Below are 16920 nucleotides of genomic sequence, written 5' to 3'. Positions count from 1 at the left end.
ATGTTATTCTCCTTTATTAGTATTTTTTAATTGTTCAATATATGTTTTACACTTATATCTATTCATCCATTTTTTCAAATAATTGACGTTCATTTGGTCAAATTTAGAATTTATATTATCGTTAAATACTAAATCTAATATATGAACACTATTTTTACCTGCTGTTTTCATAGATTTAACACAAGACTCACAATACGTCAATATATAATTAGAGTCAGCCTCATAAGCTCTTTTTCTCATGTGCTTTAAAGCTAATTCTTTATTTTGTATGCTTATTTTTCCTCCACAACACGAAGTTTTTTCTCTACAATTATTAAATTCTTCTATCTTGATACCCATCTCACTTAATACATCTCTAACACTTTCATGTATAATATTTTCTTTTCTTGTAGGACACGGATCATGAAGAGCAAATACTATATCTAAATCTTTATATTTATTCTTAATATCATTTGGTACCCCAATATCCTTTATGGACTCCCAAATAGATTTAACCTCAATATCAGGGCTATTTTCTTTTATAGTCTTATAACAGGTTTGACATGCTGTTATTACCTCTTTTACTTTCATCTTCTCTATTTCTTCTTGTAATTGTGAATAATACGCTTTAAAACTGTCTTTATCTCCCGATATTTTTGAAGGCGCAGCACAGCATTTTAAAATAATAGCTGTATCTCCTAGATTATCATTTAAATATTTATATGTTTTCATTACTATTTCTGGACTATAATCGGTTAAACTACACCCTGGAATAAAAGCTCTTACATTATTCTCATTATGATCACTTGATGCAGTAAATAATTTAGAAAAACTGGATAATTGATGTAATTTAACACCTATATTACTTTTTTTCATAGTCAATTCACCCTTTAAATTTAGTATGTACTAATAATATAACTTTACAGATAAAGCGAAACTTAATCCAGATAGAATTTTTACTTCGACTGAACTTTTAGCTTTCGCCATAAATAAGGCTCTTCCTATTATTAAGAAGAGCCTTATTTATCTATATCAAAATAAAGTATATCATATATAAATATTATTTAACTATATAAAATTTATATACACCATCACCCAATTATTAAATTTTTCTATAATGTTTTTTATCAAACAATCCTTACAATCTCCGTTGCTCAAAAATAGTTGCAAGTATCTCTTTCTTAACCCGTTATTTACAAAATAAAAAAGGTCTTAATATCTAAGATATTAAAACCTTTTAGTTTATTAAACTATTACTATTTTTCTTTTAATGCTGCTTGAGCTGCTGCAAGTCTAGCAATTGGTACTCTATAAGGAGAACAAGATACATAGTTAAGTCCTATATTGTGGCAGAATTCTACAGAAGCAGGTTCTCCTCCATGTTCTCCACATATACCAAGTTTTATATCTTCTCTTGTCTCTCTTCCAAGCTTTGATGCCATTTTAACTAATTTTCCAACACCGTTTTTGTCTAGTGTTTGGAATGGATCTTTTTCAAATATCTCTTTAGACTCATATTCTACTAGGAATTTATTTGCATCATCTCTAGAGAATCCATATGTCATTTGAGTTAAATCATTTGTTCCGAAACTAAAGAACTCAGCTTCTTTTGCTATTTCATCAGCAGTAAGTGCTGCTCTTGGAACTTCTATCATAGTTCCAACCATATATTTCATATCTACTTTTGATTCTTTTAAAACATCTTCTACTACATTTACAACGAATTCTTTTATATATTTAAGTTCATTCACATCTCCGATAAGAGGAATCATTATTTCTGGTGATACATCAACTCCATTGTTTTTAGCCTCAATAGCACCCTCCATTATAGCTCTTGCTTGCATTATATATATTTCAGGATAAGTTACTGCAAGACGGCATCCTCTATGTCCAAGCATAGGATTGAACTCTTCTAAATCTTCAATTCTCTTTAATATATCTTCGTATGATATATTCATATCATCTGCTAAGTTCTTTATATCTTCCTCTTTTTTAGGTAAGAATTCATGAAGAGGAGGATCTAAAAGTCTTATAGTAGTATCTCTTCCTTCCATAGCCTCAAATATTTCTGAAAAATCTTTTCTTTGCATAGGAAGTAATTTTTCTAAAGCTTCTTGTCTTTCATCAACAGTTTTAGATAGAATCATCTTTCTAACAACAGGTATTCTATCTTCTTCAAAGAACATATGCTCAGTTCTACAAAGTCCTATACCCTCAGCTCCAAATTTAACAGCAGTCTTAGCATCATTTGGAGTATCAGCATTAGTTCTTACCTTAAGAACTCTTACCTCGTCTACCCAATCCATAAACTCTTCGAATTTTCCTACAAGTTCAACCTCATTTTTAGTTATATTTCCTGTATAAACACTACCTGTTGATCCATCAAGAGATATATATTCCCCTTCTTTTATAACAAGGTCTTTAACTCTAAGTTCCTTTTTACTCTCACTAACTTTTATATCTGAGCAACCTGCTACACAGCACTTACCCATCCCTCTTGCTACAACAGCTGCATGAGATGTCATTCCTCCTCTTGCAGTAAGTATACCTTCACTTGATACCATTCCTTCTATATCTTCTGGTGATGTCTCAAGTCTTACAAGAATAGCTTTTTCTCCATTTTCATTTGCAGCAACAACATCACTGGCATTAAAATATACCTTTCCTGATGCTGCACCAGGTGATGCTGGAAGTCCTTTTGATATAAGAGTTGCTTGTTTTAATGCTTTTTCTTCAAAATTAGGATGTAAAAGTTGATCTAATTGTTTAGCATCTATTCTCATTATAGCTTGTTTTTTATCTATTAATTTTTCACTTACCATATCAACAGCTATATTTATAGCAGCTTTTGCTGTACGTTTTCCATTTCTAGTTTGTAAAATATATAAATTTTCATTTTCTATAGTAAATTCTATATCTTGCATATCCTTATAATGATCTTCAAGAATTCTAGTTGTATCTTCAAATTGCTTGTATATATCAGGCATAATCTCTTTCAAGCTAGCTATTGGCTGAGGTGTTCTAATACCTGCAACAACATCTTCACCTTGAGCATCTACCAAATATTCTCCAAACAATACATTTTCACCAGTAGATGGATTTCTTGTAAACGCAACTCCTGTACCTGATGTTTGCCCCATATTTCCAAATACCATAGATTGTATATTTACAGCTGTTCCTAGCTTATGAGGTATATCATTAAGCTTTCTATATATATCGGCTCTAGGATTGTTCCATGAGTCAAATACAGCCTTTACAGCTAATAACAATTGTTCCTTAGGATCAGATGGAAACTCTTGTCTTAATTCCTTCTTGTATATGTTCTTGAATTCTACAACTATATTTTTTAAGTCATCAACAGTAAGTTCAGTATCGTATTTATATCCTTTTGATTCTTTTATATCATCTAATATTCTTTCAAACTTATATTTTTGAATTCCCATAACAACATCTGAGAACATTTGAATGAATCTTCTATAGCTATCATAAGCAAATCTTTCATTATTAGTCTTTTTAGAAAGCGCTTGTACAGCTGTATCATTAAGTCCTAAGTTAAGTATAGTATCCATCATTCCAGGCATAGATATAACAGCACCTGATCTTACTGAAAGAAGAAGTGGATTTTCATTATCCCCTAATTTTTTATCCAAAGTTTTTTCTAACTCAGAAAGATTTGTCATTATTTCATCTAAAAGTTCATCCCAAATCTTTTTATCTTTCTTGTAGTAAGTATTACAAGCATCTGTTGTAATTGTAAATCCTGGAGGAACCGGAAGACCTATCTTAGTCATTTCAGCTAAATTAGCTCCTTTTCCACCTAATAGATTTTTCATTTCCTTTGAACCTTCTTTAAAGCTGTACACAAATTTTCCCACTTTTTACACTCTCCCTTTAATATAGACTTTAATATTATCTAATTAGCTTATATTTTAGTAATTATCATTTTGTTTTAGCTGTTAAGAAATCCTTTATACACTCTAAGACCATTCTCTTTCATTATGTTTATAATAAGTCCTGCTGTTTCTTCTATAGCTTTATTTGATACATCTATTATTGGACATCCTAACTTTTTCATTATAGTTTCAGCATATTCAATCTCTTCTAATATTCTTTGCATGTTTGCATAATTAGCATTACCAGATAGACCCAATGCCTTTAATCTTTCTTGTCTTATTTGATTTAACTTTTCTGGAGTATTAGTAAGACCTATTATTTTTTTGTTAGGTATTTCAAATAATTCCTTAGGAACTGGAACTTCAGGAACTAACGGTACATTAGCTACCTTTATATTTTTATTTGCAAGATACATACTAAGAGGAGTTTTAGATGTTCTAGATATTCCAACTAATACTAGGTCTGACTTTACAAGACCTCTTGAATCTTTTCCATCATCATATTTTACAGCAAACTCTATTGCCTCTACTCTTTTAAAATATTTCTCATCAAGTTTTCTTATTATTCCAGGTTCTCTTAATGGACTTAAATTAGTTCTTGATCTTATAGAATCTATAAGTGGATTTATTAAATCTAATCCTGGTATATTATTCTCCTCGCAAAACTTTGATGTACGATTTGCAAGTTCTAAATCGACAAGTGTGTAAACTATTATAGAATTTTGAAATTTTGCATCATTTAATATTTCATCTAAAAATTGCTTATCCAGTACATATGGATATTTTCTTATTTCATAGTTTTTTAAGTTAAACTGACCTATAGAAGCTTTGGCTACTTGCTCTCCTGTCTCTCCTAAAGAATCAGATATTATATATATGACTAAATTTTCCATGATTCACTCCTTTATTCTTCAAATAACTCTAAAAATAATTTTGTTATATTCGTTTTAGATACTCTACCCATAACTTTGTAGTATTCTTTATTATCTTTTAATTCTTTTTTTACCACAGGTACAGAATCCACTTCATGTTCTATTATCTTTTTTACTACCTTAATTACACTATCTTCTTCTTTTCCCATGATAACATTTGGCATTCTAGTCATAATCATACCTACAGGTATTTTATTTATATCCATTCCACCTATAGTACTTTTAAGTAAGTCTTTTCTAGATACTACCCCCGATAAGTTACCATTATTTATTATGTATATACTACCTACATCTTCTAAAAACATAGTAACAATAGCGTTATATACTGTCGTTTCTTCTGTTAACATAACTGGAATACTCATTATTTCACTAACTTTTTTGTTTTTTAATTCTTCTGATATTATATGATTTTTATTTATTCCAGCATAGAAATAACCAACCTTTGGTCTTGCATCTAATATCCCCGTCATAGTAAGTATTGCAAGATCTGGTCTTAAAGTTGCTCTTGTAACATTTAACATTGTTGCTATATTTTCACTAGTTATAGGCTGATGTTCTTTAACTATATCTATTATCTTAGTTTGTCTATCGCTAAATTGTATATTAAACACCTCTTTTCTTTTAATGTGATATACTTTTTATCACCCGTTCCTTATATAGTATATTATATATATATATTTGTTGTATGTAAATAACAAAATTGAATTTAAGGAAAAAAATTCTCTTTATGCTACAGCATAGATCATTTTAGTTCATTTATTAATGTTATCTACAAGTGGAAAGTTATACAGTTTCTTCTAGAGTAAAAAAGTCGGGAATTTATCCCGACCTTTTTTACTTATATACTATTTTTGACAAATCACATATTAAAAGCATAGTATCATATACTTGTTTTAATAAAGCTAATCTATTATTTTTAATATTTTCATCTTTATCCATAATCATTACAGTGTCAAATAGATTATCAATAGGATTTTTAAGTACAGTAAACTCATCTAAAGCCTTAGAATATTCTTTTTTATCTATAGATGACTTAACAATATCTTTTACTTTTTTAAATTCATCATACAGAACTTTTTCTTCATGAGCTTGAAGATATTCTTCTTTTATTTCGTTTATCTCTGCCTTTTGAGCTAATGTAGATACTCTATTAAATGCAGTTAGTATTTCTACTATTTCATCTTTGTTTATCCACATATTAAGCTCTTTTGCTCTATTATACATATCAGATACATCATCTATATCAGAGCTAATAACAGCATCTATAACATCATATCTTATTCCCATTTCGCTGAATATATTTTTTATTCTTTGATTAAAGAAATCTAATATTTCCATACTAACCTTTTCTTTATCAAAGTTTAAGTTGTTGTAATTGCTTAAAGAATAGTCTATTATATTTCTTAAGCTTACATTGATATTTTTATCCATTAATATATTTATTATACCTAAAGCTTGTCTTCTTAGTGCATATGGATCTTGAGATCCCGTAGGCTGTATTCCTATTGCAAAAAATCCTGCTATTGAATCCATCTTATCTGCTATAGCTATAACAGTTCCAGCATTTGTAGAAGGTAGAATATCACCTGAGAATCTAGGAAGGTAATGTTCGAATATAGCATTAGCTACTACATCATTCTCACCAGATACCTTAGCATATTCTCTTCCCATAACACCTTGAAGTTCTGTAAATTCAAATACCATATTAGTAACCAAATCAGCTTTACAAATTTTCGCAGCTCTTATAGTATTATCTCTTTCTTGCTCATATCCAAATTCTGAAACTAGTTTTTCAGATAATCCTTCTATTCTTAAAGTTTTATCATATATAGTTCCTAATTGATCTTGGAATACTACATTTTTAAGTTTCTCAATATATTTGTCAAGCTCTATTTTAATATCTTCTTTATAGAAAAACTGTGCATCAGCAAGTCTTGCCTCTAAAACTTTTTCATTTCCTTTTTTAACATTCTCTATTTTATAATCAGTACCGTTTCTAACTGTTATAAAGTTAGGTAATAACTCTCCATTTTCTTTTAATACAGGGAAATATCTTTGATGCTCTTTCATTGGCGTTATTATAACTTCTTTTGGAAGCTTTAGATAATCTTCTTCAAACTCTCCATAAAAAGCTGTTGGATATTCAAGTAAATAAGTAACCTCATTTAATAATTCTTCGTCCATTAATACTTGTCCATTTATTGAACTCGCTACTTCTATACATTGTTTTCTTATAATTTCTTTTCTCTCTTCTTGATCAAGTATTACATAATTGCTTTTTAATTCATTTAAATACTCATCAATTGAATTTACAATAATGCTATCTTTTCCTAAGAATCTATGACCTCTTGTAACATTAGATGATTTTATTCCTTCTATTTCAAAATCAAGTACTTCTCCATTGTATATAGATACTATCCATCTAATAGGTCTTGTAAATCTTAATTGTTTGCCTCCCCATTTCATAGTTTTTGGGTAGTTTATAGATTTTATCAAATTAGGAAGGATATCCTTTAATACATCTTCTGTATTTTTTCCTTCTTCTTTCAATTTAGCAAATACATATTCTTCCTTACCTGCAACCTTAAAGTATAGATCCTCTACATTTAATCCCTTACTTCTCATAAAACCTTGAAGAGGTTTTGTAGGTTCATTATTATCATCAAAAGCTATTCTCTTTGCAGGTCCTTTTATTTCTTCTTCTAGGTCATCCTGCTTCTCACCTAGTCCCTCTATTATTAAAGTAAGTCTTCTTGGTGTTCCATAAGTTTTTATATCTTCAAATTTTATTCTATTTTCATTTAAGAATTTTTTCGAATTTTCTTTTAATTGTTTTAAAGAACTGTCCATAAATCTTGCTGGAATTTCTTCACATCCAATTTCAAATAAAAGATATTTATTCATATTATTTTCCTCCTTTCTTTAAAAGAGGGTATCCCATTTCTTCTCTTTGATTAACATAAGTACTCGCAACCATTTTTGCCATATTTCTAACTTTTGCTATAAATGATGCTCTTTCACTTACACCAATAGCCCCTCTTGCATCTAATACATTAAATGTATGAGAACATTTTAATATATAATCATATGCTGGTTGAACCAAACCTTTTTCTAATAATTTTTTAGCTTCTTCTTCATAAGCATTGAAATGTTCAAACATCATATCAGTATTTCCTTCTTCAAAACTATAAACTGAATGTTCATATTCTGCCATTTGGAATATATCTCTATAAGTTAGTTCATCATTCCATTGAAGATCATATACATCGTCTTTTTCTTGAATATACATAGCAAGTCTTTCAAGTCCATAAGTAAGTTCTGCTGATTCAAGTTCACAATCTATATTACCAACTTGTTGAAAATATGTAAATTGAGTAACTTCCATACCATCAAGCCATACTTCCCAACCAAGTCCCCAGGCTCCAACAGCCGCTGCTTCCCAGTTGTCTTCTACAAATCTTATATCATGTTCTTGTGGATTTATTCCTATAGCCTTTAAACTCTCCAAGTATAGTTCTTGTACATTATCTGGAGATGGCTTAAGTATTACCTGAAATTGGTGATGTTGATATAATCTATTAGGATTTTCTCCATATCTTGCATCCGTTGGTCTTCTTGAAGGTTCTACATAACAAACCTTCCAAGGCTCAGGGCCAAGGGATTTCAAGAATGTATAAGGGCTCATAGTTCCTGCTCCCTTTTCTACATCATATGGGTTCATTACTATACAACCTTGCTTCGCCCAATAATTTTGCAGAGAAAGTATCATATTTTGAAAATTCATTTTTTTCCCTCCTATATTTATTAAAAAAATTTGCTTTATACTTTCAAATGGCTAATGTCACCATTTATAAAAAATTTAGCCTTTCGCTTTTGGCGAAAGGCTAAATTCTAAAGAATTCTAACTTTAAATTTAACAAAATCAGGGTTATTTGTCAAGTTCATTACCCATTTCTTGGCTTTCTTCTTTCATTATATCATCTGTAATATCTTTATTATCAGATTTATTAATATTCATTTTATCTTTTATATCATTAAATGATTCTTGTGTTTTCTCCTTTATATCATTAAATGATTCTTGTGTCATATCATTTATATCTACAGTTTCTCCATTTGTTTTTACTATTTTTATTTTATATTTTCCTACAACAGCAGCAGATACACCTACTATTGCAGCCACTGGTCCTAAAACTAATCCAATTGCTCCTGCTGTTACAGGTAAGTTAAGCATCACATCTCCATCTTTTTCAAGCATAACTCTAGTTATATTTCCTTTTTTAAGAATCTCTTTTAATTTTTCTATCATTTCATTACTTTTTTCATTTATGCCCTTAAATACATTTCCTTCTCTTTTTTCAAGATAAACTAAAGCCTCTATAACATCTCCATTGGAATTAACTAATGCTTCTTTAGCTTTTTCATACCCCACATTCATTCTCTCCATAATTTGATCGATCTTTTCAAGTGTTATTTCCATACTATCCACTCCTTACCCTTTTAAATTTTCAAGAAAATTTAATGATTTTAAATTTAAATTTTCTATATGAGTCATCAAATATTTTTTTAAAATATTATCTAGTTGATTTAGTATATATTTTGATACCTTTACCTTGTTACATATTACTATGTCATTTTTTAATATGTATTCCATTAATTTTAAAGTTGTGGGATCAATTTTCATACTATATCTATCTACATCTACACACTCATTACATAGCATACCGCCTTCTATTGTACTGAACTTACCTTTATTTAAGTTATTATTACCACAATTGGTACATTTTAAAACACTCGGTTTATATCCTATATAATCTAGAAGTTTAAGTTCAAATATATTTGTTATTAATTCATAATTAGCATCATCATATGAATATAAGTACAACGTCTTTAATAATAAATCAAACAACCTATTGTTAGTTTGATTTTCAAATATATTTTGTTCAACTAATGAACTAATATAGCTAGCATGAGCTAAGGTATCTATATTATAAGATAAGTTATAAAAATTTTGTTTTACTTCGCATTGATTTAATTTGTACATATTACCATTTCTTCTAATAGCAAAATTAGAATATGAAAAAACCTGAGTACCCGATAAGAATGTGCTCTTTGATCTTCTAGCTCCTTTTGCAAGCACTGAAATTTTTCCAAGCTTTCTAGTAAATATAACTATTATAGAATCTGATTCTTCATACTTAATCGATTTCAGTACTATCCCATCTGTATTTATGAACATAATTATTTTCAATCTCCCTCACTGTATTCGATTTACACTTTAGGCTGTCATAGGACTTGACATACATGTATGCATTTATGTCTCCTGTTTTTTTAAAATATTCCCATATTGATTTATTCATTTCAAAAAACCCCCTTCTGTCCATTTATATTTATTTTTGGGTAAGAAGGGGGATAATATACATAATATTTTTTTTTATTTTAAGAAAATTTTAGCAAAAGTGCAGTTGTCAATGTAAAGTATATAGTAAGACCAGTTATATCAAGTGTTGTTGAAATAAACGGAGCTGATGCAACCGCTGGATCAACGCCCAATCTTTTAAATACAATAGGTACTAATGTACCTATTGTAGCAGCAGTTAGCATGTTAGCTGCCATTGCTATTCCTACAACAATTCCTAATTTAAAGTCTCCTATCCATAAGTAGGCTACTATACATATTATAAGACTACATATAAGCCCAACAGTAAGCCCTATACTCATTTCTTGAGTTATTGTCTTAAGAGCATTTTTTTGGTCTATATGACCCGTTGCGAGTCCTCTAACGGTAAGAGTAGATGATTGAGTTCCAACATTCCCTCCCATTCCAGTTAGAAGTGGCATAAAAAAAGATACCGCTGCATATGCCTTTATTGTAGTTTCATATTTTCCTAATATACGCGCTGATAAAGTACCTCCAATTAATGTTATAAGTAACCATGGAAGTCTTGCTTTTACAGCCGAAATTACTTTTGGAAAAAATTTAATATCTTCTAAGTACTCACTTTCAGCTTCAGATGTTCCTGCAAATTTATATATATCTTCTGTTGCTTCCTCTTGTATAACATCAATTATATCATCTACAGTTATTATACCTCTTATTTTTCCGTTTATATCTGTTACGGGAATTGCCAAAAGGTCATATTTGGATACAATTCTTGCAACTTCTTCTTGGTCGTCATTTACATTAACATCAATTACCTTTTCACTCATTACATCTTCTATAATAGTATTAGGTCTTGAAACAATAAGTTCTCTTAAAGAAATAACTCCAACAAGCTTATCATTTTTATCAACTACATACACATAGTATATAGTTTCTGCATCTGGAGCATTTTCTCTCAAATACTCTATAGCTGCATAACATGTAATGTCCTTGCTTAATACAACAAAGTCTGTAGTCATTATTCCACCAGCAGAGTCTTCATCGTATACAAGTAGTTCCTTTATATCTTGAGCTAGTTCCTTATCTAAAAGATTTATTATTTCATGTCTTTTTTCCTCTGATAAATCACTTAATATATCAACCATATCATCTTGAGACATAAGGTCTAGTATTCTCTTTTTATGATCTATGCTAATTTTTGATAATATAGTTGTGAACATATCAGAATCTAAATCATCAAGAACCTTAGCTGCAACTTCTAGAGGAAGTATCTCAAATAATCTTATTTGTTTTTCTTCTTGTAAATCTACTAATATTTCCGATATATCTCGGGGATGAAGTTCATCTATATATTCATTTAAGTCTACTATCTTTTCACTGTCTATTAATGCATTAACTTGGACTATTATCTCTTGAAATAAAACTTCATTCTTATTCATAGATTCGCCCCCCCATCTAATCAATAATACAAATTATTTATTATTATATCCAAAACTACTTATATAGTTTTCTAAGTTTCTCCAATTCGATTTAACCTTAACCCAAGTTTGAAGATATACTTTTGAACCTAGAAGTCTCTGAATATCTTCTCTTGCAGACTTTCCTATTCCTTTTAATTTTCTTCCATTTTTCCCTATTATAATTCCCTTATGTGAATCTCTCTCGCAGTAGATAACAGCAGATATATCTATTATATTTCCGCCTTCTCTTGATTTCATTTGTTCAACCTCAACTGCAACTCCATGAGGAACTTCTTCATGAACATAATGTAGCACCTTTTCTCTTATTAACTCAGAAATCAATACTCTTTCTGGTTGATCAGTTATCATTTCATCAGGAAAATACTTAGGTCCTTCAGGCAAATGCTTGTTTATAGTATTTATTAATGAATTTAAATGACCTTCTTTTAATGCAGATATTGGTACTATTTCATCAAATATACCTTCATCATCATATTTTTTCATAAGAAGAATTAGATCTTCTTTTTCCATCTTATCTATTTTATTTATAACAAGTACTATAGGTGTTTTAACATTTCTTAAATCCTCTATAATTCTTCTATCTCCAGGACCTATAGTTTTAGAATCATCAACAACAAACAAAACTACATCTACTTCATTAAGAGAATCAGATGCAACTTTAACCATATACTCTCCTAATTTATTCTTAGGTTTATGTATTCCTGGTGTATCTAAGAACACTATTTGAAAATCTTTAGTAGTCAAAACTGATTGAATTTTATTTCTAGTCGTTTGAGGCTTATCACTCATTATAGCTATTTTTTCTCCAACAACTTTATTCATAATTGTAGATTTACCTACATTTGGTCTTCCTATTATACTTGCAAATCCTGATTTAAAACCCATTTTAGTCACCTCTTTATTTTTTAAGGTCTGCTCCAGTGAAACCATGTGGAATCAACTCTTGTATAGACATTTCTCTATGCTCACCTTCAGACTCTCCTAATACAACTTTAATATCTCTTCCAAATTCTAATATAACTTGTCTGCATATTCCACACGGGTAAGTTTCCCCTGCATTGTCACTAGTTATAGCTATTTTTTCAAACTCTTTTTCACCTTCTGATACAGCCTTAAATATTGCTGTTCTTTCTGCACAATTAGTGCCTCCATAAGATGCACATTCTACATTGCATCCAGTAAAAACCTTACCTGATTTAGTCAAAAGAGCTGCTCCTACATGAAATTTAGAATATGGAACATATGCATTTTCCTTAGCCTTTTCTGCTATTTTTAGTAATTCCTTATTATCCATTTAAAATTCCTCCTTTAGTTTTCTTTATAGCCTACAATCCCGCCTGAAACTATTATTTTAAGAGCATTATCAATAGATACATCCAAATAGACTATATCTTTTTTAGATACTGCAACAAGCATTCCAGATGTAGGATTTGGAGTTGTAGGTATGAATACAAATACACTTTCCTCTCCTGTGTATCCATTTATAGAATCCGGTGCATTCGTAGTTATGAACCCTATTGTATATATCCCCTTTGAAGGATATTGAACTAAGACAGTATTTTTAAAGCCTTCTCCTTTTTTACTAGCAAAAGCATCTACTACTTGTTTTACAGAAGAATATATCATTCCAACTAAAGGAATTTTATGCATTACCTTTTCAAATCCATTAAATATTCTTTTACCTATAACATCTGTTGCAAAGATACCTGCAGCAAATGTCAATATAAGTGTTATTACTATACCAACACCATAAAGATGAATTCCTAATAGTTTTTCAAGGGGTACTCTAAATATATAATCTACCTTATTAAAAAGCCAAAATACTAATGATATAGTAACAGCAATTGGAAGAATGGTAAAAATTCCGCTTATAAACACTCTTTTTATATCTGTTTTATCAGAACTATTTTTTTTCAAAACCCATCATCCTTTCGCTTTAACTCTTTAACTCTAGATATAGAGCATTTTCAATTATATCAAACATTTAAGTTTTATCCAATATTTATTTAAAATACAGATTACATGCAGAGTCGTCAAAAGAATGGAAATTCTTCCATTCTTTATCCTAAGCTTATTTGAAATATTAATATAGTTGTTAGTATTCCCAATCCAGCTCCAAATACAACTTCTATACCACTATGAATTTCCCCTTCTATTCTGCTTTGTGCAACTAGTAAAGCTAATATATATGTAAGAGTTGATACTAATATTTCCTCAGAAATAAATGTTACTGCAGTTGCAACTGAAAATGCAAGTGCCGCATGTCCGCTAGGCATGCCTCCTTTTAAGTAAGTTCCCTTTTTTGTTACGGCTTTAACTATAACTACAAATATAAGAACTATTACTATTGCTATAACAGTTATATGCATTTCTGATTTTCTTATTTTATTTAAAACAATATTTGATAGTGGATTTATTCTATCAAAAAATAATAAGTATCCTATTACAATAGAATTTAAAGAAGCAATTAAAACAGCTCCTGCCGAAACATCTTTAGCAATTTTTGCAAGTTCATGATATTCACTGGTGAACAAGTCTATAGATTTTTCTATTGCTGTATTTATCATTTCAGATATTATAACTAAGGATATAGTAAAAAACAAAATAATTATTTCATATTTAGTCAAATCAAAGAATAAACTTAAAAACAAAACTATTATAGCTATTAAATAGTGTATTTTCATATTTCTCTCATTTTTAACCGTATATATTATACCCTCTATAGCACAATTGAAAGCATTTATAAGCTTTTTAGCTCTCATATTACATCCTCACTATTCCAAGTTTAACTAAAACAGCTTCTTCCTTTGATCTCATAATTTTTGTGTTTTCTTCTGTATCATGATCATACCCCATTAAATGAAACATGCTATGACAAACCAAAAAAGCAACTTCTCTTTCATAAGAATGATTGTATTCCTTGCTTTGTTCCAGAGCTTTTTCCATAGATATTACAATATCTCCAAGAGCTTTTTCCTCAAGCTCTATGTCAAACTCATCATCTCCTATTAATGGAAATGACAATACATCTGTTTCTCTATCTATTCCTCTATACAATTTATTCAACTTATGTATTTCGTCGTTATCTACAAATGACAAGCTTATTTCATAATCCTCATCAAAACCTTCATACTTTAAGCACTCTTTTGTTACATTCTTTATAGTATTCATTAATTCATCTCTTACTTCTATTTTATCTTGTCTATTATCCATTATTAACTGCATTTAATTTCCTCCTTCTTGTGGGTATTCTATTCTTTGATGAAACATACCCATGATAACCTCTATAAAAGCTTCTTTTATCAAATCTAATTCTTTTAATGTTAAGTTACTTTTATCGAACTGTCCATCATTTAATTTACCTTTAACTATTTTTCCTATCATGTCTTCAATTTTTTCTTTACTAGGTTCTTTTATACTTCTAATAGCAGCTTCTACAGAATCTGCCATCATTATTACAGCGGCTTCCTTACTTTGAGGCTCTGGACCTTTATATCTAAAGTCCTCTTCCTTTACATCCATTCCCATTTCTTTAGCCTTATAATAAAAATATGCAACTGATGTTGTTCCATGATGTTCTCTTATTATATTTATTATTTCTTTAGGCAATTTATGTTTTTGAGCAAGTTCTACTCCATAGCTTACATGTTCTTTGATCACCTTCGTACTTACTATAGGAGACATCTTATCATGAGGATTATCAGTAGTTATTTGATTTTCTTTGAAAAAATACGGTTTTGATAATTTTCCCATATCATGATAATACGAAGCAACTCTTGCAAACAACGAATTTGCTCCTATTTTATCACAAGCTCTTTCTGCTAAATTTCCAACTATTATACTGTGATGATATGTACCTGGTGTTTCTATTAACATCCTTTTTAATATTTCATTATTAGCACTTGATAGTTCTAATAATTTAAGACTTGTCAGTATATCAAAATAATGTTCCCAAAGAGGTAAGCTTCCAACTACGAAAATAGACGAAATTATACCTGATAATAAAGACAGTAATGAATTTATAAAAGGCTCTTTTAAGTTTGTTGTAGTTATAAAACCCATTGCCATTACAATCAATAAGTTTAAAAGTCCTATTTTAAACCCTGTAATTATTACATTTCTTCTTTGAGCTATTTCTAGGTTGGCAAAAGCCCCAAATGTTCCAGAAACTAATGATATTAATAATATATTTATATCACCAGTAGCTATATAAAGCATTATAGATATAATCAAGTTTGATATTATAGCTATATTAGTATTTAAAAGTATACTTATCAGCATACTTGCTCCTGCAACTGGTATTATATATAAAGATATCTTACTAAGGCTTATACTAATTAACATTGTAATAGAGATAATCAATATTATTAGTAATAGCTTCTTTTCATCTTTCAATATTTTTTTATCAAAAACATTTATATACAATGCTCCCAAAGCTTCAAGTATAAGTATTATCAGTATTAAACCTATTATAACAAAGAAATCTTCTTTGCCCTTTTTTTGAACAAGTCCTATACTCTGTAAAATTTCCAATTTTTCTTCAGTTATAACTTCTCCCTTGGATATTATATTTTCACCCTTTGGTATTACAACCTTTTCAACAGACTCTTTTGCTTGCTCTGTTTTTTCTTGTGTTTTTTCTAAGTCCAAAAACTTATTAGGTCTTATATAATTATCTATTATTTCTATACTTAACAGCTTTTCATTTTGATTAAATGTTTTTATTTCTTCAAAAAACTCTGATACATTTTTCTTTTGATAATCTACTTCTTCTTTTGTTATGCCAGTACTCATTATCTGGTTTATTATCTCGAATATATAATTCTTTAATTTTTCAAGTCTAGCTTTGTACATATTAAGAGCTAGTTCTATAGATTTATTAGATATTGTAGGATACTTTTTCTGTATACTTTCTAGTTTTTGCTTTGAATCTAAGGGTTCTCCATTCTCACCATTATTAATAACAGAATTATTTATATAGTTTATATCAGAAAAAAACTTTTCTATATCCGATTTTATCTCAGCCTGAACTGTTAGATTGTTTTTATAAACAGGTTGAACTTGCTGAACAGCCTTATCAATAAGTTTTTGTGTTTCTATTTTGTTTTCTATATCTTTTGTGGCTTTTATATCCTCTTGGGCTCTTTGTCCTACTTTTAATTCGTATTTTTGAGGAGCTAAAAATGTAAATAATACTATGAAGTTAATTATAAAAAACAAAAGAGCAAGGGAAAACTTCCTAAATTTCATTTTTC

Annotated in this window: 16 protein-coding genes; all 16 read right to left on the bottom strand. The window is 29.3% G+C overall.

The genetic code is table 11. The annotated features are described in order from the left end of the window. Window positions 1-3: 3 nt before the first annotated feature. Window positions 4-855 carry a heterodisulfide reductase-related iron-sulfur binding cluster gene (locus P4S50_RS05975; protein WP_277733723.1) on the bottom strand — a complete coding sequence of 284 codons (852 nt, stop codon included), beginning with the start codon at window positions 853-855 and terminating at the stop codon, window positions 4-6. Between the two features lie 380 nt (window positions 856-1235). Then, on the bottom strand, window positions 1236-3854 hold the full coding sequence (ppdK, locus tag P4S50_RS05970) for a pyruvate, phosphate dikinase (protein ID WP_277733721.1): 2619 nt from the start codon (window positions 3852-3854) through the stop codon (window positions 1236-1238). 74 nt (window positions 3855-3928) lie between these two features. Next, complete coding sequence (locus tag P4S50_RS05965; RefSeq protein WP_277733720.1) at window positions 3929-4765, bottom strand: pyruvate, water dikinase regulatory protein; 837 nt, start codon at window positions 4763-4765, stop codon at window positions 3929-3931. An 11-nt stretch (window positions 4766-4776) separates the two neighbouring features. Then, entirely contained in the window at window positions 4777-5415 is a 639-nt protein-coding gene (locus tag P4S50_RS05960) for a helix-turn-helix transcriptional regulator (RefSeq protein ID WP_277733719.1), read from the bottom strand. Between the two features lie 223 nt (window positions 5416-5638). After that, on the bottom strand, window positions 5639-7708 hold the full coding sequence (gene glyS / locus P4S50_RS05955; RefSeq protein ID WP_277733718.1) for a glycine--tRNA ligase subunit beta: 2070 nt from the start codon (window positions 7706-7708) through the stop codon (window positions 5639-5641). A 1-nt stretch (window position 7709) separates the two neighbouring features. Beyond that, a complete protein-coding gene (gene glyQ, locus P4S50_RS05950) occupies window positions 7710-8588 on the bottom strand; it encodes a glycine--tRNA ligase subunit alpha (RefSeq protein WP_277733716.1) in 879 nt (292 codons plus the stop codon). Window positions 8589-8732: 144 nt separating this feature from the next. Further along, window positions 8733-9281, bottom strand: coding sequence for a DUF4342 domain-containing protein (locus tag P4S50_RS05945; RefSeq protein ID WP_277733714.1), 549 nt, complete (start codon window positions 9279-9281; stop codon window positions 8733-8735). A 12-nt stretch (window positions 9282-9293) separates the two neighbouring features. Continuing rightward, entirely contained in the window at window positions 9294-10040 is a 747-nt protein-coding gene (recO, locus tag P4S50_RS05940) for a DNA repair protein RecO (protein WP_277733713.1), read from the bottom strand. Next, window positions 10000-10161: a hypothetical protein gene (locus P4S50_RS05935; RefSeq protein WP_277733712.1), complete on the bottom strand. Its 162-nt coding sequence runs from the start codon at window positions 10159-10161 to the stop codon at window positions 10000-10002. Before P4S50_RS05935 ends, recO begins: the two co-directional genes overlap by 41 nt. Window positions 10162-10240: 79 nt before the next feature. Then, on the bottom strand, window positions 10241-11623 hold the full coding sequence (mgtE, locus tag P4S50_RS05930; RefSeq protein WP_277733710.1) for a magnesium transporter: 1383 nt from the start codon (window positions 11621-11623) through the stop codon (window positions 10241-10243). A gap of 33 nt (window positions 11624-11656) precedes the next feature. Then, a complete protein-coding gene (gene era / locus P4S50_RS05925; protein WP_277733709.1) occupies window positions 11657-12550 on the bottom strand; it encodes a GTPase Era in 894 nt (297 codons plus the stop codon). 13 nt (window positions 12551-12563) lie between these two features. Continuing rightward, window positions 12564-12959, bottom strand: a complete 396-nt coding sequence (locus tag P4S50_RS05920; RefSeq protein WP_277733708.1) for a cytidine deaminase — start codon at window positions 12957-12959, stop codon at window positions 12564-12566. A gap of 14 nt (window positions 12960-12973) precedes the next feature. Continuing rightward, window positions 12974-13582, bottom strand: coding sequence for a DUF502 domain-containing protein (locus P4S50_RS05915; protein ID WP_277733707.1), 609 nt, complete (start codon window positions 13580-13582; stop codon window positions 12974-12976). A 143-nt stretch (window positions 13583-13725) separates the two neighbouring features. Next, window positions 13726-14427 carry a diacylglycerol kinase gene (locus P4S50_RS05910; protein ID WP_277733706.1) on the bottom strand — a complete coding sequence of 234 codons (702 nt, stop codon included), beginning with the start codon at window positions 14425-14427 and terminating at the stop codon, window positions 13726-13728. 1 nt (window position 14428) lies between these two features. Beyond that, window positions 14429-14890 carry an rRNA maturation RNase YbeY gene (gene ybeY / locus P4S50_RS05905; protein WP_277733705.1) on the bottom strand — a complete coding sequence of 154 codons (462 nt, stop codon included), beginning with the start codon at window positions 14888-14890 and terminating at the stop codon, window positions 14429-14431. Then, window positions 14891-16915 carry an HD family phosphohydrolase gene (locus P4S50_RS05900; protein WP_277733703.1) on the bottom strand — a complete coding sequence of 675 codons (2025 nt, stop codon included), beginning with the start codon at window positions 16913-16915 and terminating at the stop codon, window positions 14891-14893. Window positions 16916-16920 lie beyond the last annotated feature (5 nt).

Origin of the sequence: Tepidibacter hydrothermalis, assembly GCF_029542625.1 — a bacterium.
In the GTDB taxonomy this organism is placed as follows: domain Bacteria; phylum Bacillota; class Clostridia; order Peptostreptococcales; family Peptostreptococcaceae; genus Tepidibacter_A; species Tepidibacter_A hydrothermalis.
Note: the sequence above shows the minus strand (reverse complement) of the source record. Positions and strands in the feature narration are given on the sequence as shown.